This is a genomic window from Flavobacterium sp. Arc2, from assembly GCF_041431385.1.
Classification (GTDB): domain Bacteria; phylum Bacteroidota; class Bacteroidia; order Flavobacteriales; family Flavobacteriaceae; genus Flavobacterium.
The window spans coordinates 1-25,323 of sequence record NZ_JASMRH010000005.1; the positions used below are offsets into that span (position 1 = coordinate 1).

A 25,323-nucleotide genomic window follows, 5' to 3' on the forward strand; every position below is an offset into this window, starting at 1 on the left:
CGAAAATTTTTGAGCTTTTGAGTTAGCTCAAATTTTCAGAATAACTTTTTAACTTACACACTTTATGAGATGGTACCATAAAAAAATCCGCAACTACGTTGTAGACTAAAGTCTCTAAATTTTTTCCCGCTTCGCAAAGTCTCCTGACTTTGCGAAATTTTAAAAATGTTCTTATGAAATAAAAGCGTCACTAAGTCTCCTGACTTTATTTTAATGTTGTTGATTATACTTTGTAAATGCGTTAGGATCCAAAACGTCAACAACAGGATTAGTCGCTTTTTCTGTTAGTATTAGTCCCTCATCATTTACATAATTAGTGGCACTTGAATACATGTAATGAGATGCTTTTTCGACAATTCTTGCTCTGACAGGGTTAAGATGGATATAATCTAACTTTGACCACATAAATGGATTGTCTTGGCTTTTAATAAGAACGTTTTTATGTAAAAGTCAGGAGACTTTTAAGACGATTTCGTTTATAATAAAACAGTAAAATTGCGCAAAGTCAGATACATTTGCGCAGCAGCTACACTTTGCTGAGCGGGGGAAGCAGGAAATCTATGTTTTAATAGACCGCGTTACAAACGCTACGATTTGATTTCTAGTTTAAGTAGGTTGTCGTCGCAGAGTAATTATTATTATTATTAATTCTCCAATTGAGATATTAATTCGCTAACATTCTCTTGAGTGTATTTGCCACTTTTTATTTTAAAGTCACCTTTTTTATTTAGAATAGCTACTCCCGAACACGTTTTGTCCCTTGGAAAAAAAGTCGAACGAATAATTTCATCTTCATCGATGTTGATGATTTTGCTGTTTTTTATTTGTTTCCTTCCCGTACAGTCTGAATAGACTAATTTTATTTTAATTTTTTCAGAATCGAAATTTTTGTAAAAATCATTCCAGTAGGCAACAGTAGTTTCTTCTATTGTGCTGGTAGCTGATGACTCTAAAGGCATTATGAAATTTATTATTAAGATAGTACCATCATGCCAATCAAGTTTTTGTGCAATAGACTTTTTTTCAGTTGTTGTTAGTTTGACAAATCTTGGAATAGAGTTTTGTGCGGTTGATTTTAGACCTAAAGCTATAATTAGTATTAAAATATATTTTTTTATTTTTTTTTAAGTTAATAATTATTGTAGGTGATTTCTTAAAATTGTGTACTCCGCTTCGCAAAGTCTCCTGACTTTGCGAAATTCTAAAAATGTTCTTATGAAATAAAACGTCACTAAGTCTCCTGACTTTATTCTAATATTGTTGATTATACTTTGTAAATGCGTTAGGATTCAAAACGTCAACAACAGGGTTAGTCGCTTTTTCTATTACTATTAGTCCCTCATCATTTACATAATTAGTAGCACTTGAATAAATGTAATGAGATGCTTTTTCCACAATTCTTGCTCTAACAGGGTTAAGATGGATATAATCTAACTTTGACCACATAAATGGATTGTCTTGGCTTTTAATAATAACGTTTTATGTAAAAGTCAGGAGACTTTTAAGACGATTTCATTTATATTAAAACAGTAAAATTGCGCAAAGTCAGAGACGTTTGCGCAGCAGCTACACTTTGCGGAGCTGTGGATAATAATTTATTTTCTTAAAGTATTTAGCGATTAATTAAAAAGACTTTAAAAAAAAGTAATAATAAACAAATAATATGACAACCATATTGCTATAAAAAATAGCCCAAAATATAAATTGTTTAAATTTTTACTTAAGTCCTTTTTAATAAAAAGTCGATACAAAATCCAACCTATGAAAACAATTGTTAAACCTATTGCTACCCATCCCATATATTAATTATTTTTATGATTAATTCTTAATTTAGTCTAATTTTCCCCGCTTCGCAAAGTCTCCTGACTTTGCGAAATTCTAAAAATGTTCTTATGAAATAAAACGTCACTAAGTCTCCTGACTTTATTCTAATATTGTTGATTATACTTTGTAAATGCGTTAGGATTCAAAACGTCAACAACAGGGTTAGTCGCTTTTTCTATTACTATTAGTCCCTCATCATTTACATAATTAGTAGCACTTGAATAAATGTAATGAGATGCTTTTTCCACAATTCTTGCTCTAACAGGGTTAAGATGGATATAATCTAACTTTGACCACATAAATGGATTTGAATATATTTCTTCAGCGTGATTGCCATATTGCCAAAACTGGTAATTTTTATTGCGAGTATGTTTTTCGGCTGCTAGTTTAAATCGTTCTAACATCCATTCCCTACGACTTTCTGGTTCTGTTTGAATTTTATCTAAAATTGATTTGGCAATAAATTTTTTAAAATCTCGTATCAAGTCAGATAAATGACCGTTTTCTGACTGTACAATGAGATGAATATGATTGCTCATAATTACATAACCATATAAAATCATTCCTTTATTTTTTATACAAAAATCTAGACATTCAATAACATAATTTTTGTATGTTGGTCTAGTAAATACATCTATCCAGTCCACTACGGTCGCAGTTATGAAATGTGGTAATGTCTGGTCTCTAATCACGTAACCTTCTTTCATTTGTGAAATTTTTAATAAAATTACATTAAAAATGGATTGTCTTGACTTTTAATAAGAACGTTTTTATGTAAAAGTCAGGAGACTTTTAAGACGATTTCGTATACAATAAGATTCTAAAATTGCGCAAAGTCTCTGACTTTGCGCAGCAGCTACACTTTGCGGAGCGGGGGCGGAGAGTTAATCAATTGTTCCGCACTTAAAAGTGTAAGGTTCTATTTTTAACTTTTTAAACATCATTTCAAAGTCCTCTATTTTACTATTATATAATGTTTTTCCATATTTAAGATAAATTGTTGCTTTTAGGTCACCTTTGATTATAAATTTCTTTTTGTATGTTTTGCATCTTCGTCCATAAAATTTCATATAAATTCTATTGTCGACAATTTTTTCAGGATCAATATAAAAAATGTCAACCCCATAAAAATCAGTGCAACATTTTGCTTCAATTCTTTTATTACCCGAATATATTTCAGTAAATGTTCCAATTAAAGTGTCTTTAGTCTTTTTCTCAATAGTTAATAATTCAACTCTAAAATTCTTTTTTATGTTTTTAGTTTGCCCAATTATAGATAGGCTCAAGAGTAAGAATAATATGTAAATAACATTTTTCATTCCAAGGGTTTTCACAACATTATTAGTTTATATTTTCATAATTATAAAACAAAATTTTTCTTCAAGATCTAGATTTCCTGAACCTGTCGCAGCTTGTTTTTGTGTAAAAGTCAGGAGACTTTTAGGGTATTTACGTTTATAATAAAACAGTAAAATTGCGCAAAGTCAGAGACATTTGCGCAGCAGCTACACTTTGCGGAGGGGGCTTATTACTACTAACTTGTATATGCTAGCCATAAAATGGCTCTAATCCACCCTAATTTGGGTAGATATGTCTGGCTAGAGTTAGACTTTATCTATTATCAAATATATAACTTAATCAGTGGGAAAATACATCTTGTAAATAAGTTATACTCAAAGATATATTCTTTGACAGCAGTATTATTACGGGAAACCACAATCAAGTTCATTTTAGCACATAACATTTAGCCCTGACAGTAGTGAAAAGCCTATGCAGGTTGAAAACCACTTTTTTCTTGTGGCGGCAGAGCGACCAAAGGAAGCTCCTGCCAGCGCTTAGAAAAAGGGTTTGAAGCCAAATAGCTTGTAACGAATGGCGGGAATAGCTCATAAAAGAGATCCTTAAAGAGATCCTGAAAGAGATCCTGAAATAAATTCAGGATAAATTCAGGATAAAAAAAATCCCCAACTACTTTCGTAATTGAGGAATTTAATTTTATGATGAAATAGTGTTGTTATCCGTTTACAACAACCCATTGGCCAGTAGCAATTAAGCTTTCGGCTTTTTTGTATTTCATTTCTTGTGTTTGACCGTTAGCCACATTTTGAATGGTAATGGTGTCATTACGATTAATTTTTGGCATATCTCTCACGATAGTTTCTGTAACTTGACGTTGTTGCGTTTCACCAGCTTCACGATTTGCACTTTCGCTATTTGGAATTTCGTCTTTGCTTAATTGCAAATTTTCTTTTGGACGAACTTCTTCTCTAGCTTCTTGAATTTCGGGAGCACTTTGCTGTGGTAAATCTCCTTTGAATAAGAAGGAAATCACTTCTTTATTTACACCGTTCAACATCGCGTTGAATAAGTTAAATGCTTCAAATTTATAGATAAGTAAAGGATCTTTTTGTTCGTGAACGGCAAGTTGAACTGATTGTTTCAATTCATCCATTTTGCGTAGATGCTTTTTCCAAGCTTCATCTACAATTGATAAAGTGATGTTTTTCTCGAAATCAGCAATAAGTTGTTTTCCTTCAGTCTCGTATGCTTTTTTCAAATCAGTAACCACGCTCAATGATTTTACACCATCAGTAAATGGAACTACAATACGTTCAAACTGGTTGTTTTTATCTTCGTATACATTCTTGATAATAGGAAACGCTTCTCTTGCGCTACGTTCTGTTTTCTCTTGATAGTATTTTAAAGCTTCTTTATATACTTTCCCTGTCAATTCAATTTCAGTCATTTTCATGAAATCAGCCTCAATAACTGGAGATGTGATGGAGAAGTAACGAATCAAATCAAATTCAAAGTTTTTGAAGTTATTAGTTGCTTTTGCGTTTTGAATAATTAACTCACATGTATCGTATAACATGTTAGCAATATCTAGTTTCAAACGTTCTCCAAATAAAGCATGACGACGACGTTTGTAAACTACCTCACGTTGTGCGTTCATAACATCATCGTATTCCAATAGACGTTTACGAACACCAAAGTTATTTTCTTCTACTTTTTTCTGTGCGCGCTCGATAGATTTAGTCATCATAGAATGCTGAATTACTTCACCTTCTTCAAGTCCCATTCTATCCATTACTTTGGCTACTTTTTCAGAACCAAACAAACGCATTAAGTTATCTTCAAGAGAAACATAAAATTGAGAACTTCCTGGATCTCCTTGACGACCAGCACGACCTCTCAACTGTCTGTCAACACGACGTGAATCGTGACGCTCTGTACCCACAATTGCAAGTCCACCAGCTGCTTTTACTTCGGGAGTTAATTTGATATCGGTTCCACGACCAGCCATATTAGTTGCAATGGTTACCACTCCGGCTTTTCCTGCTTCTTCTACGATTTGCGCTTCTTGTTTGTGCATTTTTGCATTCAAGACATTGTGTGTAACACCTCTCATTTTAAGCATACGGCTTAATAATTCAGAGATCTCAACAGAAGTAGTACCAATAAGAACTGGTCTTCCTGCATTTGATAATTGTGTTACATCTTCAATAACAGCATTGAATTTTTCACGAGTCGTTTTATAAATAAAATCCTCTTTGTCTTGTCTTGCCATTGGTCTGTTAGTAGGAATTTCTACTACATCCAATTTGTATATTGTCCATAACTCACCTGCTTCAGTAACAGCAGTACCCGTCATACCAGCAAGTTTGTTGTACATTCTAAAGTAATTCTGTAAAGTAACGGTAGCAAAAGTTTGAGTTGCAGCCTCGATTTTTACATTTTCTTTAGCTTCAATCGCTTGGTGTAATCCATCAGAATAACGACGACCATCCATGATACGACCTGTTTGCTCATCAACAATCATGATTTTATTGTCCATGATTACATACTCTACATCTTTTTCAAAAAGGCTGTAGGCTTTTAAAAGTTGAGTCAAAGTGTGAATACGTTCACTTTTTATACCGAAGTCTTGGAATAATTTTTCTTTTTCCTCTTCTTCAGCATCTTTGTCTAATTTTTTCTTTTCGATCGCAGCAATTTCAGTTCCGATATCTGGAAGAACGAAAAAGTCAGAATCCGTATCTCCTGAAAGGAATTTAATTCCGTTATCAGTTAATTCTACTTGGTTGTTTTTTTCTTCAATTACAAAATACAAGGCTTCATCAATCTTGTGCATTTCGCGATTGTTGTCTTGCATGTAAGTGTTCTCTGTTTTTTGAAGCAATTGTCTGATTCCTTCTTCACTTAAAAACTTAATTAAAGCTTTGTTTCTAGGTATACTTCTGTATGCTCTTAAAAGTAAGAACCCACCTTCTTTAGTTTTTCCTTCTTTAAGTAATTTTTTAGCCTCAGATAAAAAACCATTCGCTAATTGACGTTGTAAACTAACTAAGTTTTCAATTTTTGGTTTCAATTCATTGAATTCATGACGATCTCCTTGTGGTACTGGACCAGATATAATAAGCGGAGTTCTTGCATCATCAATCAATACAGAATCGACCTCATCGACAATAGCATAATTGTGTTTTCTTTGTACTAAATCATCTGGCGAATGTGTCATGTTATCTCTAAGATAATCAAAACCAAATTCGTTATTTGTACCGTATGTAATATCAGAATTGTATGCTTTTTTTCTTCCTTCAGAACTTGGTTGGTGATTGTCAATACAATCCACAGTCATACCGTGAAATTCGAATAAAGGTGCTTTCCACGTGCTATCACGTTTAGCTAAGTAATCATTCACCGTTACTAAATGCACTCCGTTTCCAGTTAATGCATTCAAGTATATTGGTAAAGTTGCTACTAATGTTTTTCCTTCACCCGTTTGCATCTCTGCTACTTTTCCTTCGTGAAGAACCATACCACCAATTAACTGAACATCATAATGAATCATATCCCAGGTAATTTCTTTCCCAGCAGCATTCCATTTGTTTTGCCAAACTGATTTGTCACCCTCAAGGCTAACGTAAGCTTTAGTTGCAGAAAACTCTCTGTCCATAGCAGTTGCTGTTACAGTAATCTCTGAATTGTCTTTGAAACGTCTTGCTGTTTCCTTTACTACTGCAAAGGCTTCAGGAAGGATTTCCATTAAAGTTTTTTCAGATAATTCGTAAGCTTCTTTTTCTAAAGCATCGATTTCAAGATAGATATCTTCTCTTTTATCAATATCTTCAACCGCTTCAACATCAGATTTAAGCGCTGCTATTTTAGCATCGATTCCTGCACGGTTTAGTTTTATTTTTTCCTTAAAAAAGTAAGTACGCTCTCTTAACTCGTCATGTGAAAGAGCGATAAGGCTAATTTCAAAAGACTTGATTTTGTCAAGGTAAGGTTGCAAAGCCTTAACATCTTTCTCGGACTTGTCTCCAACAAAGGCTTTAATAATGCTATTTATGAAACTCATAATATATTTGTATTTCTAATTTATTTAAAATGTAAACTTAACCAAAAAAAAAGCCTCTTTTGAGACTTTTTCTTTGATTATTTTTTAATATTCATCCTCATTCCAAAGATAGTCTTCGTCTGTAGGGTAATCCGGCCAAATTTCTTCCATCGACTCATATATCTCACCTTCGTCTTCAATTGACTGTAGGTTTTCTACCACTTCTAACGGAGCTCCTGCACGTATAGCGTAGTCAATAAGTTCGTCTTTGTTAGCAGGCCACGGTGCATCACTTAAATAAGATGCTAATTCTAATGTCCAATACATTTTTTGTCGGTTTAGTTTTGTGCAAAAATAAAAATTTTACCGAAAAAGGCAAGTAAAAATCTATTTATTTTATAAAAAAATTTAAGAACGTTTTATTTTTAGTGTTCAGTAATCGTTTTTTAGTCTTCAGTTTGTCACTGATTACTATTTTTTTGCTAACTGATTACTTGCGCGGAATCCATTTAACTTCCTCAGCTTGCAAGTCATGAGACAATTTTCGTGCCAATACAAAAAGATAGTCAGAAAGGCGGTTCAGGTACTTAATTGCGATTTCAGCTACCGGCTCATTATGGCTTAAATGAACGGCAAGTCGCTCTGCGCGACGGCAGACGCATCTTGCTATGTGACAATATGACACAGTAGTATGTCCGCCGGGCAATACAAAATGAGTCATTTGCGGAAGTGCCTCTTCCATTGAGTCAATTTCATTTTCTAATAATTCGATATCAGTTTCAGCAATACCAAGATTTTTAAGGCGTAACTCGCCATTTTTCATCACTTCCTTTTCTGGAGGAGTGGCTAGAATAGCACCTACGGTAAAAAGGCGATCTTGAATTTCGATTAGTATCTTTTTATAGTGTGCATCCATATCTTGATCGCGAATTAATCCAATATGTGAATTTAATTCGTCTACAGTTCCATAACTTTCAATTCTAATATGGTCTTTTGGAACTCTCGTTCCGCCAAATAAGGAAGTGGTTCCTTTATCACCAGTTTTAGTATATACTTTCATTTGTTGTTTATTTGTTTATTCGTGGATTTTCTTGTTTTCCAAGGAACACCAAATTTACTTTATTAATTCCACTATGGCGTTAACAAATCGTTCTAAGGAACCTTCACTAAGGTTAAAATATAAATCAGGTTCAATGCATTCTACCTCCATGAGATGTAGTTCATTGTCAATTACAATTCCGTCGACTCTGGCGTATAATAATTTTCCTTTAAACGTGTCTACAATTTTTTGAGCTTTGGCGATCAATTTGGCATCAGGATATCTTAGTCTATATATTCCTCCAAACTGTACTTGAATTCTAAAATCACCGGGTACGGGTTTTTTATTGACTGCGTGCGAGAATTTTTTATTAAAGAATACAAAAGAAGTTTCGCCTACGGTTTGAATCTCAGGCATAAATTCCTGTAACAGTAATTCTTTCTCAGAAGCTATGATTTTATATTGAGTGTTTATTTTATCAACTTCGGCTGTTTCAAAGACTTCAGTGAGATAGGATCCAGCAGAAAAGGCTGGTTTTAGTACCGCTTTTTTCCAGTGGGATGGTATCAATTCTTTTAGATTGAGGGTATTGGTTTTGTCTATAAATACCGTAGGAAGTATTTTGACTCCCTGTTCTTCCATTTCACGCAAATAAAACTTGTGTTTGTTCTGTTTTATAATTGCAATAGGATTGAGTGTTTGAATTCCTAATTGTTCTATTTGGTCAAGCCAAAGGTTGAACTCGGTTTCTTTTTCGAAATAATCCCAGGTATTTCTAAAAACTAGATAATCAAAATCAGTCCAATTTATATTTGCATCATCCCAAATTTCAGCGGTTGCAGTAATAGCGTGCTTAGCCAATTCTGGAATTAAAAGTTGGTCTTGTGGCGTTAATTCAGGCAGTTTTTTGCAGGTTAGTAAGGCAATTTTCATTTTCGAATAGTGTAATGGGTTAGTGGATGCTATTTTGGAAATGATTCTCCTAGCCCGGATAGAAGTGAAAATCCTTTTTTATCCTGAATGCAGTTCAGGATAAAAAAGATTGTAATGGATAGCCGGAAAAAGCTCCTGAAAAAAAAACTATTTTGTGATATCGCTTTCCACCATACCGTCGCGTAAACGAATTATTCTATGGGCGTAAGCGGCAACTTCCTCTTCGTGAGTTACTAAAATAACGGTATTGCCCTGTTCATGAATGTCATTAAAAAGCTTCATAATCTCTTCAGAGGTTTTACTGTCTAGATTTCCTGTAGGTTCATCTGCGAGAATGATAGAGGGCTTGTTGACTAAGGCTCTGGCAATGGCTACACGCTGGCGTTGTCCACCTGATAATTGATTGGGTTGGTGATCCATTCTGTCCCCTAGGTTGACTTGCTCTAACACTTCGGCGGCGCGAGCAGTTCGTTCTGATTTAGAATATCCAGCATAAATCATAGGCAAAGCGACATTAGCCAGCGCAGTGGTGCGAGGCAATAGATTAAAAGTCTGAAAAACAAAACCAATCTCTTTATTTCTAATTTCGGCTAATTCATCATCTTTCAGCTTGCTTACATCTTTACCATTTAAAATATAAGTACCAGATGTGGGTGTGTCTAGACAACCTAAAAGATTCATCAAGGTGGACTTTCCAGAACCAGAAGGTCCCATCAGTGCTACATATTCGCCTTTATTAATTTTTAAATCAATACCTTTTAGGACATAAATAATCTCGTTACCAAGGACAAAATCTCTTTTGATATTGGTTATTTTTATTAATGGATCTGACATTGTTATTTGCAATTGATGATTTATGTTTTTTGAATTTTAAAAGTACAAAACACTTTTGAATTAAAGGTAAGTTGCCTAAAATACATTTTTGTTACAAAAAAAATAATAGATAGCAATCTTTATCTTTAAAGGGAACCACTCCTTATAGGTAAGGTAATTTTAACTAGTACTAATTGTTCTTTAAATAGGCACTAGATACTACCCTACTATTTGCTCTATATAATAGTAGCTGTTTGATTGAAGGATAGTTTAGAATTTACAGGCTGATATACTGCTTATTTGGTCTCAATCTCTTGTTGGTTTTGATTTATTTCATAATTGTGTAAATAGTTTATATAATTAACATGTTTATATTGAATGCAATACAATCCGCAGTACATTCGCTTCATAATATTTAACAAATATAAAATCAAACATTATGAAAAGTACAAATTTAGTATTAGGTATGGCGGTTATAGCCTTAGGATTTACATCTTGTAAAGATGAGAAAACAGAAGCAGCGAATAAAACAGTAGAGTCTTATGTTGTTTATGTTGACTCATTAGAAAATGTAGCTTCAATGGATGCTAAAGCAAACTGGTCTTCAATAGAGGCTACGTATGAAGTAAGAAGCAGTCAAGCTGAAACGGCACTTTCAGATTTAAAAGAAAATGAAGAAGCTAAAGCAAAAATAGAAGCAAGTAAAGCAAAATATGCTGCATTACAAGCTAGAATGCAAGCAGAAATGGCAGCATCAGCTCCAAGTTCTAAACAACAAATGAGAAATTCATTGTTTGGTGAAGGAAAAATTGGTGAGGATATGAATTTTGGTTGGGTAAACGCTGCTAACATTCATAGTGTATACCAACAATTTGTTCATACAGTTGAAGATAATAAAGACAAGTATTCTCGTGAAGACTGGGATGAAATCAAATTGATGTATGAAGCATTAGATAGTAGAAAAAATACTGTTGAAAAAGAAGGACTTTCTTCTGAAGATAACAGAAAAATTGCAGGATTAAAATTGAAATTTGCACCAATGTACACATTGAACAGAATGGGAGCAAAAACAGAAGAAATGGAAAAAGCTAAACAATAAGGTTTTACTTATTCAAGTTAGAAAAGACAGTCAGAGATGGCTGTCTTTTTTTTGTTTACTAAACTCTGATGATGAAATGTTCTTTTGGCTGTTCGTATCTAAAGAAAACAAATCCCCATTGAAAAGTATCAATAGTTACCGTAACCTTTGGGTGTTTTTTTATCGTTTCCCAAGTATCCTCCATTTGTCGAGACCAGTGAATATCATCAAAAATCCACACCGTGTCATTTGTTATTGTGGGCAATAGTTGCTCAAAGTAATCTAGTGTAGCTTTTTTTTGATGGTTTCCGTCGAAGTAGATTAAGGAAATTTTTTGCGTTGCAGTATTCAGTGATTGATTCCATTTTTTGAAATAATTATTGAATTCAGTTATTACAAATTCGACATTGGTTAAGCCGAATTTTTCTAATTGCTCTTGGGCAATTTTTGATGTTTCTGGACAGCCTTCAAGCGTTGTTATTTTTGTTTTCGTTTCGCTGTTTTGAGATCCTAAGGCTAGGGCAGAAGTAGCCAGTCCTAAAGACGTACCGATTTCTAAAATAGTGTCAGGCTGGAAATAAGTTATAATTCGCAATAATAGTTCTCCTCGTTTCTGTGTGATTCCTGCTGTTTTAGCAATTCTAGCGATTTCTCTGGTGTTTGATTTAAAGACTTTAGAACCTGCCCCAAAATCAGTTACATCTATGGTGTTTTTATTTTCTAAAAGTGCCTTCCTATATTCTTTTAAAACTTGGTACTCCGGTTTTGGCTTGTGGTCATAAAAACATTTAGTAATCAAAGTGAATACAAAAGGAGAGTGCACGGCATGCTCGTTTTTAGAGTGCCAAAGGAATTTTAGGTAAGATTTGATTTGGAATAGCATAGCGTTTATTACACAAATTGTCACAAAGGAAGCGCGAAGATACAAAGGCATTTTATAATTGCGGAATTTTATATTGCAATTGGTTAGCGATTGTTATTACTAAGTTCATAAATGCTATTAGCAGCATTGTCCTCCTCTTTTCTGTGTTCCATAAAATGAAAGCCACTTTTTTCTAATAATTTTTTAGAATGCTCATTTTTGTTGTGCGTAAAAGCTTCTATCTTATCAAGGTTTAACTCATTGAATCCAAAATCAATAACGCATTTTAGTGCTTCACTCATAATTCCTTTATTTTGGAAATTAGGAATTAGATTATAGCCTACTTCGGCTATTGTGTTGTTTTCTGAGAAATTCCACAAACAGATTGTTCCAATAATTTGGGGATCATTTTTATAACTGATTCCCCAAGAAACCGACTTAGTATTATGAAGGTTTTCGTTTATTCCTACGATAAATTGAAGCGCTTGTTCGATAGTTTTCGTTTTTCTATTTTCTGGTCTTTCGATGAATTGATTAATCGTTTCGTCAGAGCGTAAGTATAAGATAACTGCCGCATCTGATTCCTCAATCTCTCTTAGTAAAAGGCGTTCTGATTTTATTTCTGGAAATGGGTTGAAGTTCATTTTGATTTAGTTTTGTAATGAACGAATATAATTAAAATTTGGTTATACAGAACCCTATTTTATTTATCTATTGACTTGCTTTTTTGACGAAGGTAAAAGGACGTCGAAGTATTGAGAGGGATTTTTTAAATCGTACGTTACGATTTTTACACCATGGTATTCCCGCGATACTGTGTTTAGGAAGTACAAATGTTCGAAAAAAAAAGCGGTTTGAGTTAATACCCACACCGCTTTTTATTATGATAAATTTGCTATTACTAATCAATTAAAGTAACCAAATCTTCCTTGCTTTTTCTCACTTTAGTAAGATTAACTAACCAGTCATTTTCAGTATCTCTATAGCCCACAGGAAGCATAACGCAACTTCTAAGTCCTTTAGCTCTTAAGCCTAATATTTCATCTAATGCATCAGCATCAAAACCTTCTAATGGCGTACTGTCAACTCCTTCAAAAGCGGCAGCAGCAATAGCTTGAGAAAATGCAATGTAAGCTTGTTTAGCAGCATGGTTAAAGTTTTCTTCAGCATCCTTTTGCGGATAACTGTTTAATAACATCTGGCGGTAATTTTCCCATCCTTCGTTTTTCATGTCACGAACTGAGTTTGTCAAATCAAACATTTTGTTAATGCGTTCTGCTGTATAGGTATCCCAAGCTGCAAATACAAATAAGTGGGAACAATCAGTGATTACAGATTGATTCCAAGCGATAGGTCTAATTTTTTCTTTTACTTCTTGATTTGTAATTACAATTACTTCAAACGGTTGTAAACCACTTGAGGTAGGAGCAAGCGATATTGCTTCAATTATGTTATCAATTTTTTCTTGTGGTACTTTTTTACCATTCATCGCTTTAGCAGCGTATCTCCACTTTAATTTGTCTAATAATTCCATAGTGTCTGTTTTTATTTTATTGTTTTATTCTAAATTTTTGTTGTCTTCTGTGAGTACTTTAATCCATTTATTCAGCATCTCTTTTAACTGAATCACATCGTCAACGTTGACGTTCTCCGTAAGTAATACTTTGATGAGTTTGTCAGGAATGGGCTTTGCTTGGTCTTTTAAGTTTTTCCCTTTTTCTGTAAGCGTTACAATAACACTTCTTTCATCTGTTTCAGAGCGATTGCGTTGTAGCAGTTCCATTTTTTCCATGCGTTTTAGCAATGGCGAAAGAGTGTTGGTATTCAGGAGGAGCTTTTCTGTAATCTGATTTACAGAAAGGGTATCGTTTTCCCAGAGAACCATTAATACCAAATACTGTGGATAGGTAATCCCCATTTCGTCTAAGTAAGGTTTATAGGCCTTAGTAATCAAACGGGAAGCAGAGTAGAGCGGGAAACAGACTTGACTGCTTAATTTTAATTGAGCATCATCCATATTAGTCGGCTGTTTTACTATTTCTCCAAGCTTGATACGAACCTGCTGACCATAAAGCCCAGACAATCAGTACGGGTTGGAAAAACAGACGTATTAAACGTGCGTTATCTGAATCTAAAGCTCCAAAGGCATCTTTGTGGTCGAGGTATTGCGCAATATTACCAGGAAACACTAAAACGAAAAAGAGCGCTAGTACCCAACCAAATGTTGCTCGTTCTTTTTTCCAAAAAGCCAAACCGAGACCCAATGCTATTTCTACTATACCTGATAGTACCACCACCAAGTCTTTGCTTAGCGGCAGCCAGTCTGGTACTTGTGCTTGAAAGTCGACTCTATTAAAAGTAAGGTGACTGAATCCAGCATAGACCATAAAAAAAGCCAGTAGAATTCTGAAAATATTTTGCGTTAACGTAGTTTCTATAGTTTTACTCATTGTTTTTATTTTTATCGCAGGCGTTTGTGTCGCGTGCGATGCAAATGTAGTTAATTGTTTTGTGCTTGCGATTTATTTGCGGGTAAACTTATTATTTTGACGAAGGAGGTTTTTTATTTAGAGGTCCTCCTCCGTATTGATAAAGATTATAAATCTGTTCTAGCTTAGTTGGTAATATTTAGGAGCATTTGCGTTCCGTAATTTTTAAAAAGATTAAATTTTAGTTTAAGAATGGAGTAGGTGTTTATTGGTCAGTTTTTAGATTACAAGACCACGCTTAAGTTAAGCCTAAACCCGCCATATAGGCAAACGGCGGTTGTAGCCAATTTTTTTTTAAGTTTCATGTTGTCCAACTTTAGTTACTTTACCCTTTTCAAAATAGATGTCCAAAACATCTGGGTCAATATTGAATAATCCAGGCACAAACCCTAAATCATACGCAATATGGCTTTCATCGTAAAAATAAAAATCATCACCTAAAAGTTCGATTACTTCTTCCTTTGTTTTTCCAATCAATATTTCGCTTTTAATGATGTCATTTGACATTTTGTATCTCTCTTCCTTATTTTCATTCCATTCTTGCTTGTTAAAGTCGATCTTGGGATAATAAGAAACTGAAAAAATCCAAATCATTATAATTCCAATATATAATAGAGGACTTAATATAACTGTAGGAATGATGGCTAAATATTTTCTATTATTCTCATTTCCTAGTTTAAATCGCATTAAAAACCAATTAGTTAGAAAATAAATTGGAAATGCCAGTATCAATATTATTATGGGGACGTCAGGGCTCATATTAACCTAAAATTTTATCGATTGATTGCTTGTCAAGCCGAATAGTTTCTAAAATAAATCGTGCGAATTCTTTGTCTTTCCTTTTTGCTTTATCAAACGTTTCCATTAATCCAGACACATATAATCTTTCGTTGACGGTCATTCCTCCGAGTCCATCTACCTTTTTTACTTTTTCTAAAATCTCCTCTTTTGTCATTTCTATTTATTTACAGGGTTTTTCCTGAAATTGGCTAAAACGTTCTGATAATAGAGCGGGTTTAGGACTAAATTAAGCCCAATTTTCGGATTTGTCCAATCATCCCAAATGCAAACCATCTTTCCATTAAACCTATTGCTCAAATCCGTTGTAATAGCTGGTTTATGCTGTGTTTTTATGGAGCTATTTCTAAAAGTTTTTTTCTGTAATCTGTAACTATTTTTTTGATTTCAAATAGATTCCATTCAAAATTAAGAAGTTCTAAACCTTCAAAAATTGGAGAATTATCCACGACGTTCTCACTATTAATATCTAAATTAAATGATTTTAATATTTCAGCTGTTCCATTATGAAATTTTGCATCTTTATGCTTGTAGTAATTAGCAAGTCCAATTATTAATTCAATCTGATTTCTCTCAAAATCTTTATACTTATTATCTTTTTTATAATATTGTACTTTATTTTCAGGCTTGTCAAATAAATCGTTGATACTACCATTTATATAATTTTGAAAAGCAATAAAAGCGAGTCCATAAATTGGTTCGCTTTCTTCTCTCATCCAAATTCCATCATACCAATCAAATTCTTTATTTTTCTTAACTATTGTTTGAATTGAATTTTCAAGTCCAGTTATTATTAAAGTCAAACTTTCAACTCTATAATCCATTTCTCGCCAATGTGTCATTTCAATTTTTTTAGTGATTCAATTTTCGTAGTTAACTTTGATTTAAAATTGTATGATATTTATTATTCCACTGTATCATTGTATCCAACGTTTCGCTGCTTTGAGATGGCTGGAAATTCGTAACCGCTCAATTTTCGGCTTAACGAAAACTAGATGCGAAACGATAATTCCACTAAATTCCAGCTATATCAAAACAGCTGTTGTAAGCTGTATTTATTCGGTTGCTTCTATTTCTGCTGTATCTTTTTTAAACCAATCTTCAAATTGTCTCATAATGTTAATATCAGTTTGTTTATTCTTAAATTCAATATACTCTACCTCTTTTTTGTCTATTTGTTCATCATAAACATGTTTAATTTTTTCATGTATTATATTTTTATCAACCAAGGTTTTGACGAAGTTATAATTTTCTTTGGTGAAATTTGATTTATGAGGCTCTGGATTGCTTGTACTTGTTGCTGTTGGTGTAAAAGCGAAAAGTAATTCTTTAACTTTATCTGGCTGGTTACTAAAGATTTGATTTAAATATTCGCCATATGTAATTTTATCAAATGTTAACCAAGTAGAAAGTAGAAAAGCACTGTTTTTTTCATATTTTTCAAAAATTGGAATATCGCCAGCTTCACTTAATGAACGTTCTCGTAAAATTCTTGCTATTTCAACATTTTGTTCTTCTGAAAAAATATTTTCTGTTTCAGTTCGACCATTATGGAACCAACTATTTATTAAAAATGAAAATTCTATCGGTACAGGATCTAACATGAGTAATTTTGCAAATTCAAATGATTCCTCAATTATTATATGTTTTTTTAATAACTGAAAAATAAAAATTGAAGATTGAGTTTTTGTATCATCATAGCCAAAACCAAAAAACGAATAATTTGTTGGAAAAGATTCGCTTTTTAAGCATAATGCTAAGGATAATTTTTTTGAGGTTGTCCAGTCTAAATCTTCCTCATATGACCTTAATTTAAAAATAAAAGTATCTGCTTTTGTTTCTGCTAAAATACTTGTTAATTTTTCTCCAATATTTTCTATTTCTAATGTTTTTATCGAGTTTACAAAATCTTCAAATACAACATCAGAAAGTTCTCCGTCAATTACTGTGTATGAAAAATATCTTTTAAAATAGTCTGTCGAAACAATTCTTTTTTCTTTGAACCAAGTTTTTTCACCTTTATGTTGGAATGTATTATGAAATGCTTCATTTAATCGTGGAAACAAGAATTTAAGTAATGAAAGTACAGAGGCTTTTTCTTTTTTTGATAAGTCGGATGCTAGTATTTCCAAATGTTGATTAAGTTCATCCTTTTTATCTTTTACATTTTGTTCAGCTCCATAATTATCGTTTGTGGAGTATGACGTTATAAAATAATGTGGATTTGACTTTACAAATTCATAATGCCTAGGATAGAATATTTTTAAGGCTTCTATTAACATTAAGTCTATGTGATTAACTTCTCCTTTTAACAATGGTAAAGCAAATGACAAAGAGTTTCCATATCTAACCGCTAATCTTGGAGTTTTTAGGCGTATTAAAATGCTATCCGTAAATTGATAAACAAATCTTTGTTCTTCACTCTGACTTAATTTAATTTCACTTTCATCAATTGCTTTGTCAACGAGTTCGAAACAATATGTTTTTAACGCACTAATTTGCGCTTGTGGAATTTTAAGAGGAACTTGAATTATTTTTTCTAGAAAATTTTGGCCTGATAATTCATTACCAGCTCCAAATCTTTCACCAATTGCAGATGCAACCATCATTTCATCAAATGAAAGTATATAGGTAGTATTTGAAAAATCCCCCGTTAATTTTACTAATCTGAATAATGAATAAATTTCTTGTTTATCTAATCTATCGATGTCATCAACAAATATTACAAGTTTACTTGTGCTTTCTTTTAAAAAATCATCAATCTCATTTTTCCAATCCTCTAAATTAATTTCGGATAACGATTTTCCAATTTGTGTAAAATCTATGCCAATAAAACCGCCCAAAGCGCCATATTTTTCTATAAAATTACCTAACTTATTTTTTTTCTTTTCTAATTCTTGACCTAAAATGTCGGCTATTTTTTTTAAAAAATTTCTAATTAAAGCATCTTCGTCGTTATACCTCCACGGATTTAATTTTATTATTAAAACAGTTTCATCTGTTTTAAGTTCTTGTTCTATAAAATTTTGAACGGATGTTTTTCCTTCTCCCCAAGCACCATAGATACCAATTACTATTCCATCAGAACTCTCACGTCTTTTAATCGTTTCTGCAATTCTTTTTGAAAAATTGTATCGTTGAAATCTATCTTGACTTTCGTTTTCAACAGGTTTGTCAGATGAGAAATTTTGTTTCATTTATATTTTTTATTTTTAACGAAATGTTCTGATAATATAGCTTACAACTACTACATACCATCAAATATATACAACTTTTTTTATTTTAAGGTTTGTAATCATTTTCTTTAGTATTTAATTTTACTTTTTACTTCATGAAGTGGGATTGCTTCCCCAGTTTACTTCACTCAAAAGCATAAAAAAACCCGAGATGCAAAAGCAGCTCGGGTTCTGAATTTTATATAAAAACTAGAATTAGTCTTTCAATCCTAATTTAGTTAAAATAGTCTCTAATAAACACCATTTAGTAAAACCAGATTGAATTAAATTAACTCCTATAAAAGCGGTAAACCACAACCAATTTATATTTACATAGATTGCCAATAACAAACTGATTAGGATAAAAGAGCCTACTGTAATTCTAAAAACTTTATTTTTCATTTTTTATAATTTTTATTAATTGTGTTTTTCAATATTTAATACTGCCACATGAATGTTTGATAAACTTTCTTGCTGCGTATTGAATTCGTTTACTTTTTCGATAAGTGTATCTACATTTTTATTGTCTACAAAGGCGTAATACAGTATGGATTCGTTTTGGCTCATTTCACTTCCAAACCAATTCCCTTCCATTGACATTTCAGAAATATCCTTAAACCCTGTTACATCTTTGTAGCTAAAGTTTTTCACCTCTGCTTGTTTTAGCATTTTTTTGATGTCTTGGTCAAATGCCGCTATGGCTGTTATGATAAGTAGTTTCATTTGTTTTTTTTGTTTAAGGTTTGAAGTTTAAGGTTTTAGTGCTGTAACTTTAAACCTTAAACTTTGAACAATTTTTATTTTTCCCATTTCTTTCTCTCCGTCACATAATAGATCAACGGCACTACAATCAATGTTAGAATAGTAGAAACGATGGCTCCAAATACTAATGAAATCGCCAATCCTTGAAACAGTGGATCAAATAAGATAATGGAAGCTCCTATTACAACTGCTCCGGTTGTCAATAGAATAGGAGAGGTTCTTACTGCTCCAGCCTCAATAATCGCTTGTTTTAACGGTACGCCATCATCCAGTCGGATTTCTATAAAGTCAATCAGTAGAACTGAGTTTCTTACCATAACTCCTGCCAAGGCAATCATACCAATGAAAGAAGTTGCTGTAAAATAAGCACCTAACAACCAGTGTCCAAACACAATCCCGATTAACGAAAGCGGAATAGCAAGCATCATCACGATGGGTGTTTTAAAGTTTTGGAACCAGCCTACGATCAACATATAGATGATAACTATGGCTACCCCAAAGGCAATACCTAAATCACGGAAGACATCCAAGGTAATCTGCCATTCACCATCCCATTTTACGGTAAAATCACTTTCATCTGTTGGTTGGTCCATGTATAATTCATTGAGTTTATAGCCTTTTGGGATATTTATTTTATCCAGTTTTTCAGTCATTCCTAAAATGGCATACACAGGACTTTCCATTGCACCAGCCATATCAGCTGTTACATAAACCACGCGTTTTTGATCTTTTCTATAAATGGTTTTTTCTAAAGTATCTGTTTTTACTTTTACTAAATCACTTATCGGAATCATATTCCCTTGGCTTCCTTTTATTTTTAGATTCTGAATGTCTTGTAAGCTTGTTTTGTCTTTATCGTCAAGCGAAAGAACAATACCTACATTATCATTAGAATTCTCAGCATACAAATTAGAAATAGGATGTTCTTTCAATAAATAAGTCAAATTTCCCACTATTTGTTGTGGTGCAATCCCGTTAAGCATTGCTTTCTCTTTATCCACTTCTAGTTTGTATTCTGTTTGATTGTCCTCTACAGTCCAGTCAATATCTACGATACCATCCGTTTTGTGTAGAATATCTTTTACTTGTTTGGCCACTTTAATCTGGCCCTTATAATTTGGTCCATAAACCTCAGCAACCAATGTTGATAGTACTGGAGGTCCAGGCGGAACTTCTACAATTTTTACATTCGCACCATATTTTTTAGCTATTTTCTGAATTTGCGGACGCACATTTTTAGCAATGTCGTGACTTTGTAATTTTCGATCTTCTTTGTGTAATAAATTCACTTGAATATCAGCCATATTACTTCCACCACGCAAATCATAATGACGAACTAATCCGTTAAAAGTGATTGGTGCCGATGTTCCAATGTAGTTTTGATAATCAACAACCTCTGGAATTGTGGTTAAATACTGCGCAATTTCTTTAGTAACTGCTGATGTTCTTTCCAGAGTCGCTCCTTCAGGCATATCAATTACTACTTGAAATTCATTTTTATTATCAAAAGGCAACATTTTTACTAAAACCGATTTGGTAAAAAACATACCAACAGAAACAAACAATAATAACACAGTCACTCCCACAAGTACTCTTCGCTTCATGCTACTTTCCAGTAAAGGACGCTCCAGCTTGCTGTATATTCTATAGATGAAACTAGTTTCTAGTCCTTCATTCTCTTTATGTTCTTGCGTATCTTTTTCTTGTAATAAATGGTACCCTAAATAAGGCGTAACAGTCAAGGCAACAAACAGTGATAGTATCATGGCAATCGAAGCACCAATAGGCATCGGACTCATATAAGGTCCCATCATTCCAGATACAAACGCCATAGGTAATATAGCGGCAATAACCGTAAATGTTGCTAAAATCGTTGGGTTTCCTACTTCATTTATCGCGTAAATAGCGGCTTGTTTAAATGGTAATCGCTTCATCTTGAAATGCCTGTGCATATTCTCGGCTATAATAATACTGTCATCGACGACAATTCCCACCACAAAAACTAAGGCGAAAAGCGTGATTCGGTTTAATGTATAATCCAGCATATAATAACTGAATAAGGTCAATGCAAAAGTCAATGGTACCGAGAAGAAAACAACTAGTCCACCTCTCCAACCCATGGCAAGCATCACTAAAAACGTTACCGCCAAAATAGCAATACCCAAGTGTAGTAATAATTCACCCACCTTATCTGATGCCGTTTCACCGTAATTTCTAGTTACTTCAACATGAACATCATTAGGTATGATAGTCGTTTTTAAATGTTCTACTTTGTCAATGATTTTTTCTGATATTTTCATCGCATCCGCACCTTTTACCTTACCTACAGATATCGTTACAGCAGGATATTCAGATTTTGCGTCTTTGTATTTTTCGTTTGATTTACTATACCCAAAGGATACATAACTTTTTGCGGTAGACGGACCGTCTTGAACTGTAGCCACTTGTTTTAAGTAAACAGGCATGTTTTTATTAATCCCTATAACCAGATTTTCTAAATCGTCAGCTGAGGTTAAGAACTTCCCTGTCGTAACTAAATATTCCTCATCGTTATTGACAAAACTCCCTGATTGAGAACTGCTGTTATTCGCTTGAATCATTTGCATAATACCCATAGGGTCGATGCCATTCTCTGCCATTTTATCTTTGTCCAAAATCACTTTTAGCACTCGGCTTCTTCCACCAATTTCTTTGGTAATCGCAACATCTTTTACTTTTTCTACTTCAGATGTTACTTCTTCGGCAATTTGGCGCAATTGAAAATCGTCCATTTTATCGCTCCAAAGCGTGATTCCAAGCATAGGCACGTCATCAATAGAACGTGTTTTTACCATTGGTTTGTACACTCCTTTTGGGAACATATCTTCGTGCTTTGCCAGTTCGTCGTATAATTTCACATACGAACGCTCCACATCCTGACCTACATAAAATTGAACGATAAGCATCGCCTGACCATTCATAGCCATTGTATGCACGTGCTCAACCCCTTTAATATTTGAGATGATTTTCTCTAAAGGTTTGGCCACACGGCTTTCTACCTCTGTAGGGCTCGCTCCTGGATAACCCACCATGACGTCAGCCATCGGAACATTAATTTGTGGCTCTTCTTCTCTCGGAATAAGAAAAGAACTATACACACCAATGATCATCAAACCGATCATCATCAAAATAGTTAGTTTTGAATTGATGAAAAAATTGGCAATTTTACCTGAAATTCCTTCTTGCATAATATTTTATTTATTTGGGCGTGACCACAAGGGTCGGGCTATTCGTTTCAATCTTTTTGTTAAAAAAAACAAAAAGGATTTCCACTGCTATCCCTCACGCAGTATTAAGGACTACTTTTTTATTCATTTTCAGTTTAGGTGTTCTGATTTTTGAACTTTAAACCTTAAACTTTAAACTTTTTTTACTTAACACTTACCTTCGCTCCGTTGAATAATTTTCCTTCGGCAGAGATAATATAGTTTTCATCAGCTGATAATCCAGACAATACTTCCACTTGGTCACCATAAGTTTTTCCAGTACGCAACCATCTTAAAAGGGCTACATTTTCATTTCCTATAGTGTATATTCCAGTAAGTTGACCTTGTCTTATCAAAGCACTTTCTGGAACTAAAATCACATCACTTTTGGAAATATTCGATTTGTTTTCAACAGGAAACTGTACATTAACAAACATTCCTGACAAGACTGAACTGTCCGTTTTATCTAAATTTATTTTCACCAGATATTGTCCACCCGTGTTTTTTGCAGATAAACTCACTTCGCTTACTTTACCCGTCAATTTTTCATTTGATGATTTTATTAAAACGGTTACTGGCATTCCTTTTTTTATACTAGTAATATCAGTTTCAGAAACCATGGCGCTTACCTCTAATTTAGATGCACCTTCAATACTTACTAATGGCATTCCAGGATTAGCCATATCACCTTCTTTTACGAAAGTATTAGTCACCACACCAGAAAACGGTGCTGTAATATTAGAATAATTGAACTGTGCCAAAACTTCATTACGCATTTGTTTAGCACCTTCAAGTCCCGCTTTGGCCATTTCATAACGAGCGGTCATATCATCTAATTCTTTTTGTGAAGCACTTTGTTGCTTGAATAAGGTCACAAAACGATCGTAATCTTTTTTGGCACTATTGTAACCTGCAGTTGCTTGAAGAATATTGGCATCTGCTTGCGCTTTTTTAGCCAGTAAATCAGAATTATTAATACTTACTAATGTTTGTCCTGCATTTACTTTTTGTCCTATCTGAACATATACTTTAGTTACATACCCCATCATTCTAGTACTCAAATCAGCACTATTTTCGGCTTCAATTTTCCCACTTGCACTTACAAATGGACTGTTGTCATTTTCAGAAACGCCACTTACTTTAACGGCAATTGCAGGAGATTCAGCTACCGCTTCTTTTTTCTCTCCATTACAGGATGTTAAAATAAAAAGGGAAATTGAAATTAGTGTTATTATTTTTTTCATGGTTTTTCGTTTGATTATTTTTGTCTTTATTCTTTACTCTATTTCGGAACTCTTATTTCGTTAAGAATTGTAAGTACTGTTGTGTGTAATTGTATTCAAAAACAGCTTGTAAGTATTCCAATTCTTTTTTGAACATTTGAGTTTCAGATTGTAATAAGTCTGTTGTTTTTTCTAAACCTTGTTCAAAACGATTGCTTCTGATTCTGTATGCTTCCTGTGATTGTTCAAGATCCAACTTAGAAAGATTGACCTTATTCTCGGCATCATTCAGCTGGCGATTTGCTTTATTCAATTCCAGTTGGCTTTTAGCTTTATACTGTTGTGTTTCAATCTCCGCTTTTTGGAAATCCGCTTTCGCTTTTTCCATTTTTCCAATTGATTTATAACCGTCAAATACATTCCAAGATAATTGCGCTCCTACCACATATCCTTTTGCGTTAGTCCCAAAAAGGGTGTCATCGTACAATTCATAACTTCCAAAAGCATTTAAACGAGGCAAGAAAGTCATTTTGCTTGATAACAACATTTTTTGATAAGCTTCAGTAGATTGATCCATCGCTTGAATATCTTTTCTGTTTGCTGAAAGGGTAGTGTTAATTGTTTGTATGTTAATGTTATTTTCTAATGCTTCTGCAGGTTTGTATACTTTATCTCCAAGATCTTCATTCAATAAAAAAGCCAAGTAATCAGAGGCATTTTGCACATTACTTTTTGCATATTGCAATTGGTTTTTTATTTCACTTACACGAACCTTTACAGATAGCAAATCTGTTTTTTGAAGTATTCCTTGTTTAAAATAGTTTTCTATTAATTTCAAGTTTTCGGCAGCAGTTACATTCGCTTTTTCTAAAACGGCAACAGCTTTATAGGCAAGTTGCAATTCCATAAAAGATTTATTGACTTCTAGTTCTAGGTACTCTTTGGTGCGTTCCGTTTGTAGCGAATAAGAACTCATCTTTGCTCTTGCCGCCTGTCTTTCATACAATCCATCGATATTGATGATGGGTTGCAGAATTTCAATTTTAGTGGCAAAGTTTGTAGTTCGATGTGGATTATTTAATAGTTCCGGATTAAAATCAGCGGCCGTCAAAATACCTTGATTCAATTTAGAACCAAAAGCCATTAAAGGATTAGTAGTTGCAATAGCCGTGTGTGAAGCGGTGATACTAGGTAAAAACAAAGAATTGGATTGTCTGTAATCTGCCTGTGCCGATTTAAACTCCTGATCTGCAATCTTAATTTGTAAATTTTTGTCGGCCACCTTTTGCCAAAGATCAGTTTTAGAAATAGCCAATGTATCTTGACCATAACTAAAAGCAGAGATGGAAATGGTTGCTAAGAGTGCTATTAAATTTATTTTCTTCATAATTTTTATTTCTAATTATTAAGGCAAAGATACTTTCGCAATAAGGGCTACACAGTAACAAATGTCACACTCGAGGAAAAAAGTAAAAAAGCATTTCAGATTAATCTCTAAAATGCTCCTGGTTAAATACTAAGTATTTAAACATTTTTAAAAATACCTTATCTTATTCTCTGGTGCTCCCATGTCCACCAGCAACAATTTTTAATATTCTTAAGTTTAGATAAAAATATTTAAAAAACTGTATGACAATGTTTTGCATTCTGTCGCGTTGTGATTTGGTTATTTTTGGCATCATAATTTTTTAATTTTTATAG

Annotated in this window: 26 protein-coding genes; 1 reads left to right on the top strand and 25 read right to left on the bottom strand. The window is 33.4% G+C overall.

What is annotated here, in order from left to right; translation table 11 throughout:
* Positions 1-210: 210 nt before the first annotated feature.
* From QO182_RS04270 to QO182_RS04315, 10 genes are all read right to left on the bottom strand, one after another.
* Positions 211-405: a hypothetical protein gene (locus QO182_RS04270; RefSeq protein WP_371560079.1), complete on the bottom strand. Its 195-nt coding sequence runs from the start codon at positions 403-405 to the stop codon at positions 211-213.
* Positions 406-644: 239 nt separating this feature from the next.
* The gene (locus tag QO182_RS04275; RefSeq protein ID WP_371560081.1) at positions 645-959 is read right to left on the bottom strand and encodes a hypothetical protein; all 315 of its coding nucleotides are present in this window, start codon (positions 957-959) and stop codon (positions 645-647) included.
* A 292-nt stretch (positions 960-1,251) separates the two neighbouring features.
* Positions 1,252-1,446 (bottom strand): hypothetical protein, encoded by a 195-nt coding sequence (locus QO182_RS04280; protein ID WP_371560083.1) that lies wholly within the window; start codon positions 1,444-1,446, stop codon positions 1,252-1,254.
* A gap of 482 nt (positions 1,447-1,928) precedes the next feature.
* Positions 1,929-2,531 (bottom strand): transposase, encoded by a 603-nt coding sequence (locus QO182_RS04285; protein ID WP_371560085.1) that lies wholly within the window; start codon positions 2,529-2,531, stop codon positions 1,929-1,931.
* Between the two features lie 177 nt (positions 2,532-2,708).
* Positions 2,709-3,143 (bottom strand): hypothetical protein, encoded by a 435-nt coding sequence (locus QO182_RS04290; protein WP_371560087.1) that lies wholly within the window; start codon positions 3,141-3,143, stop codon positions 2,709-2,711.
* A gap of 695 nt (positions 3,144-3,838) precedes the next feature.
* The gene (secA, locus tag QO182_RS04295) at positions 3,839-7,186 is read right to left on the bottom strand and encodes a preprotein translocase subunit SecA (RefSeq protein WP_371560088.1); all 3,348 of its coding nucleotides are present in this window, start codon (positions 7,184-7,186) and stop codon (positions 3,839-3,841) included.
* Positions 7,187-7,270: 84 nt separating this feature from the next.
* The gene (locus QO182_RS04300) at positions 7,271-7,492 is read right to left on the bottom strand and encodes a DUF2795 domain-containing protein (RefSeq protein ID WP_007138072.1); all 222 of its coding nucleotides are present in this window, start codon (positions 7,490-7,492) and stop codon (positions 7,271-7,273) included.
* Between the two features lie 163 nt (positions 7,493-7,655).
* Positions 7,656-8,225, bottom strand: coding sequence for a cob(I)yrinic acid a,c-diamide adenosyltransferase (locus QO182_RS04305; RefSeq protein ID WP_371536166.1), 570 nt, complete (start codon positions 8,223-8,225; stop codon positions 7,656-7,658).
* Between the two features lie 54 nt (positions 8,226-8,279).
* Positions 8,280-9,137 carry a RimK family alpha-L-glutamate ligase gene (locus tag QO182_RS04310; RefSeq protein WP_371560090.1) on the bottom strand — a complete coding sequence of 286 codons (858 nt, stop codon included), beginning with the start codon at positions 9,135-9,137 and terminating at the stop codon, positions 8,280-8,282.
* A gap of 147 nt (positions 9,138-9,284) precedes the next feature.
* Positions 9,285-9,971: an ABC transporter ATP-binding protein gene (locus tag QO182_RS04315; protein ID WP_371536171.1), complete on the bottom strand. Its 687-nt coding sequence runs from the start codon at positions 9,969-9,971 to the stop codon at positions 9,285-9,287.
* A gap of 418 nt (positions 9,972-10,389) precedes the next feature.
* Here QO182_RS04315 and QO182_RS04320 point away from each other — a divergent pair, with 418 nt between their 5' ends.
* Entirely contained in the window at positions 10,390-11,049 is a 660-nt protein-coding gene (locus QO182_RS04320; protein ID WP_371536173.1) for a hypothetical protein, read from the top strand.
* 58 nt (positions 11,050-11,107) lie between these two features.
* On the opposite strand, the gene QO182_RS04325 is transcribed toward QO182_RS04320, so the two are convergent.
* The 15 genes from QO182_RS04325 to QO182_RS04395 all read right to left on the bottom strand — a co-directional run bounded on the left by QO182_RS04325 (position 11,108) and on the right by QO182_RS04395 (position 25,304).
* On the bottom strand, positions 11,108-11,911 hold the full coding sequence (locus QO182_RS04325) for an O-methyltransferase (RefSeq protein ID WP_371560092.1): 804 nt from the start codon (positions 11,909-11,911) through the stop codon (positions 11,108-11,110).
* A gap of 83 nt (positions 11,912-11,994) precedes the next feature.
* On the bottom strand, positions 11,995-12,534 hold the full coding sequence (locus tag QO182_RS04330) for a GNAT family N-acetyltransferase (RefSeq protein ID WP_371560094.1): 540 nt from the start codon (positions 12,532-12,534) through the stop codon (positions 11,995-11,997).
* Between the two features lie 257 nt (positions 12,535-12,791).
* A complete protein-coding gene (locus QO182_RS04335; protein ID WP_371560096.1) occupies positions 12,792-13,424 on the bottom strand; it encodes a nitroreductase family protein in 633 nt (210 codons plus the stop codon).
* A 24-nt stretch (positions 13,425-13,448) separates the two neighbouring features.
* A complete protein-coding gene (locus QO182_RS04340; protein ID WP_371536184.1) occupies positions 13,449-13,907 on the bottom strand; it encodes a MarR family winged helix-turn-helix transcriptional regulator in 459 nt (152 codons plus the stop codon).
* Between the two features lies 1 nt (position 13,908).
* Positions 13,909-14,340 (bottom strand): hypothetical protein, encoded by a 432-nt coding sequence (locus tag QO182_RS04345; protein ID WP_371560098.1) that lies wholly within the window; start codon positions 14,338-14,340, stop codon positions 13,909-13,911.
* A 333-nt stretch (positions 14,341-14,673) separates the two neighbouring features.
* Entirely contained in the window at positions 14,674-15,066 is a 393-nt protein-coding gene (locus tag QO182_RS04350; protein ID WP_371560100.1) for a hypothetical protein, read from the bottom strand.
* 73 nt (positions 15,067-15,139) lie between these two features.
* Positions 15,140-15,334: a hypothetical protein gene (locus tag QO182_RS04355; protein WP_371536192.1), complete on the bottom strand. Its 195-nt coding sequence runs from the start codon at positions 15,332-15,334 to the stop codon at positions 15,140-15,142.
* A gap of 175 nt (positions 15,335-15,509) precedes the next feature.
* The gene (locus QO182_RS04360) at positions 15,510-16,019 is read right to left on the bottom strand and encodes a hypothetical protein (protein ID WP_371536195.1); all 510 of its coding nucleotides are present in this window, start codon (positions 16,017-16,019) and stop codon (positions 15,510-15,512) included.
* 213 nt (positions 16,020-16,232) lie between these two features.
* The gene (locus QO182_RS04365; protein ID WP_371560102.1) at positions 16,233-18,374 is read right to left on the bottom strand and encodes a P-loop NTPase fold protein; all 2,142 of its coding nucleotides are present in this window, start codon (positions 18,372-18,374) and stop codon (positions 16,233-16,235) included.
* Between the two features lie 234 nt (positions 18,375-18,608).
* Complete coding sequence (locus tag QO182_RS04370; protein ID WP_371536198.1) at positions 18,609-18,794, bottom strand: DUF2892 domain-containing protein; 186 nt, start codon at positions 18,792-18,794, stop codon at positions 18,609-18,611.
* A 15-nt stretch (positions 18,795-18,809) separates the two neighbouring features.
* Positions 18,810-19,115, bottom strand: coding sequence for a hypothetical protein (locus QO182_RS04375; protein ID WP_371560104.1), 306 nt, complete (start codon positions 19,113-19,115; stop codon positions 18,810-18,812).
* A gap of 74 nt (positions 19,116-19,189) precedes the next feature.
* Complete coding sequence (locus QO182_RS04380; protein WP_371536203.1) at positions 19,190-22,381, bottom strand: efflux RND transporter permease subunit; 3,192 nt, start codon at positions 22,379-22,381, stop codon at positions 19,190-19,192.
* A 182-nt stretch (positions 22,382-22,563) separates the two neighbouring features.
* Entirely contained in the window at positions 22,564-23,643 is a 1,080-nt protein-coding gene (locus QO182_RS04385) for an efflux RND transporter periplasmic adaptor subunit (RefSeq protein WP_371536205.1), read from the bottom strand.
* 52 nt (positions 23,644-23,695) lie between these two features.
* On the bottom strand, positions 23,696-25,009 hold the full coding sequence (locus QO182_RS04390; RefSeq protein WP_371536208.1) for a TolC family protein: 1,314 nt from the start codon (positions 25,007-25,009) through the stop codon (positions 23,696-23,698).
* Positions 25,010-25,172: 163 nt separating this feature from the next.
* Positions 25,173-25,304: a hypothetical protein gene (locus QO182_RS04395; protein WP_371536211.1), complete on the bottom strand. Its 132-nt coding sequence runs from the start codon at positions 25,302-25,304 to the stop codon at positions 25,173-25,175.
* Between the last annotated feature and the right edge of the window lie 19 nt (positions 25,305-25,323).

What these genes read in the sequence shown, in the direction of transcription:
- QO182_RS04270 (WP_371560079.1), bottom strand. Translation starts at nt 405, where the DNA reads ATGTGGTCAAAGTTAGATTATATCCATCTTAACCCTGTCAGAGCAAGA.
- QO182_RS04275 (WP_371560081.1), bottom strand. Translation starts at nt 959, where the DNA reads ATGCCTTTAGAGTCATCAGCTACCAGCACAATAGAAGAAACTACTGTT.
- QO182_RS04280 (WP_371560083.1), bottom strand. Translation starts at nt 1,446, where the DNA reads ATGTGGTCAAAGTTAGATTATATCCATCTTAACCCTGTTAGAGCAAGA.
- QO182_RS04285 (WP_371560085.1), bottom strand. Translation starts at nt 2,531, where the DNA reads ATGAAAGAAGGTTACGTGATTAGAGACCAGACATTACCACATTTCATA.
- QO182_RS04290 (WP_371560087.1), bottom strand. Translation starts at nt 3,143, where the DNA reads ATGAAAAATGTTATTTACATATTATTCTTACTCTTGAGCCTATCTATA.
- secA (WP_371560088.1), bottom strand. Translation starts at nt 7,186, where the DNA reads ATGAGTTTCATAAATAGCATTATTAAAGCCTTTGTTGGAGACAAGTCC.
- QO182_RS04300 (WP_007138072.1), bottom strand. Translation starts at nt 7,492, where the DNA reads ATGTATTGGACATTAGAATTAGCATCTTATTTAAGTGATGCACCGTGG.
- QO182_RS04305 (WP_371536166.1), bottom strand. Translation starts at nt 8,225, where the DNA reads ATGAAAGTATATACTAAAACTGGTGATAAAGGAACCACTTCCTTATTT.
- QO182_RS04310 (WP_371560090.1), bottom strand. Translation starts at nt 9,137, where the DNA reads ATGAAAATTGCCTTACTAACCTGCAAAAAACTGCCTGAATTAACGCCA.
- QO182_RS04315 (WP_371536171.1), bottom strand. Translation starts at nt 9,971, where the DNA reads ATGTCAGATCCATTAATAAAAATAACCAATATCAAAAGAGATTTTGTC.
- QO182_RS04320 (WP_371536173.1), top strand. Translation starts at nt 10,390, where the DNA reads ATGAAAAGTACAAATTTAGTATTAGGTATGGCGGTTATAGCCTTAGGA.
- QO182_RS04325 (WP_371560092.1), bottom strand. Translation starts at nt 11,911, where the DNA reads ATGCTATTCCAAATCAAATCTTACCTAAAATTCCTTTGGCACTCTAAA.
- QO182_RS04330 (WP_371560094.1), bottom strand. Translation starts at nt 12,534, where the DNA reads ATGAACTTCAACCCATTTCCAGAAATAAAATCAGAACGCCTTTTACTA.
- QO182_RS04335 (WP_371560096.1), bottom strand. Translation starts at nt 13,424, where the DNA reads ATGGAATTATTAGACAAATTAAAGTGGAGATACGCTGCTAAAGCGATG.
- QO182_RS04340 (WP_371536184.1), bottom strand. Translation starts at nt 13,907, where the DNA reads ATGGATGATGCTCAATTAAAATTAAGCAGTCAAGTCTGTTTCCCGCTC.
- QO182_RS04345 (WP_371560098.1), bottom strand. Translation starts at nt 14,340, where the DNA reads ATGAGTAAAACTATAGAAACTACGTTAACGCAAAATATTTTCAGAATT.
- QO182_RS04350 (WP_371560100.1), bottom strand. Translation starts at nt 15,066, where the DNA reads ATGCGATTTAAACTAGGAAATGAGAATAATAGAAAATATTTAGCCATC.
- QO182_RS04355 (WP_371536192.1), bottom strand. Translation starts at nt 15,334, where the DNA reads ATGACAAAAGAGGAGATTTTAGAAAAAGTAAAAAAGGTAGATGGACTC.
- QO182_RS04360 (WP_371536195.1), bottom strand. Translation starts at nt 16,019, where the DNA reads ATGACACATTGGCGAGAAATGGATTATAGAGTTGAAAGTTTGACTTTA.
- QO182_RS04365 (WP_371560102.1), bottom strand. Translation starts at nt 18,374, where the DNA reads ATGAAACAAAATTTCTCATCTGACAAACCTGTTGAAAACGAAAGTCAA.
- QO182_RS04370 (WP_371536198.1), bottom strand. Translation starts at nt 18,794, where the DNA reads ATGAAAAATAAAGTTTTTAGAATTACAGTAGGCTCTTTTATCCTAATC.
- QO182_RS04375 (WP_371560104.1), bottom strand. Translation starts at nt 19,115, where the DNA reads ATGAAACTACTTATCATAACAGCCATAGCGGCATTTGACCAAGACATC.
- QO182_RS04380 (WP_371536203.1), bottom strand. Translation starts at nt 22,381, where the DNA reads ATGCAAGAAGGAATTTCAGGTAAAATTGCCAATTTTTTCATCAATTCA.
- QO182_RS04385 (WP_371536205.1), bottom strand. Translation starts at nt 23,643, where the DNA reads ATGAAAAAAATAATAACACTAATTTCAATTTCCCTTTTTATTTTAACA.
- QO182_RS04390 (WP_371536208.1), bottom strand. Translation starts at nt 25,009, where the DNA reads ATGAAGAAAATAAATTTAATAGCACTCTTAGCAACCATTTCCATCTCT.
- QO182_RS04395 (WP_371536211.1), bottom strand. Translation starts at nt 25,304, where the DNA reads ATGATGCCAAAAATAACCAAATCACAACGCGACAGAATGCAAAACATT.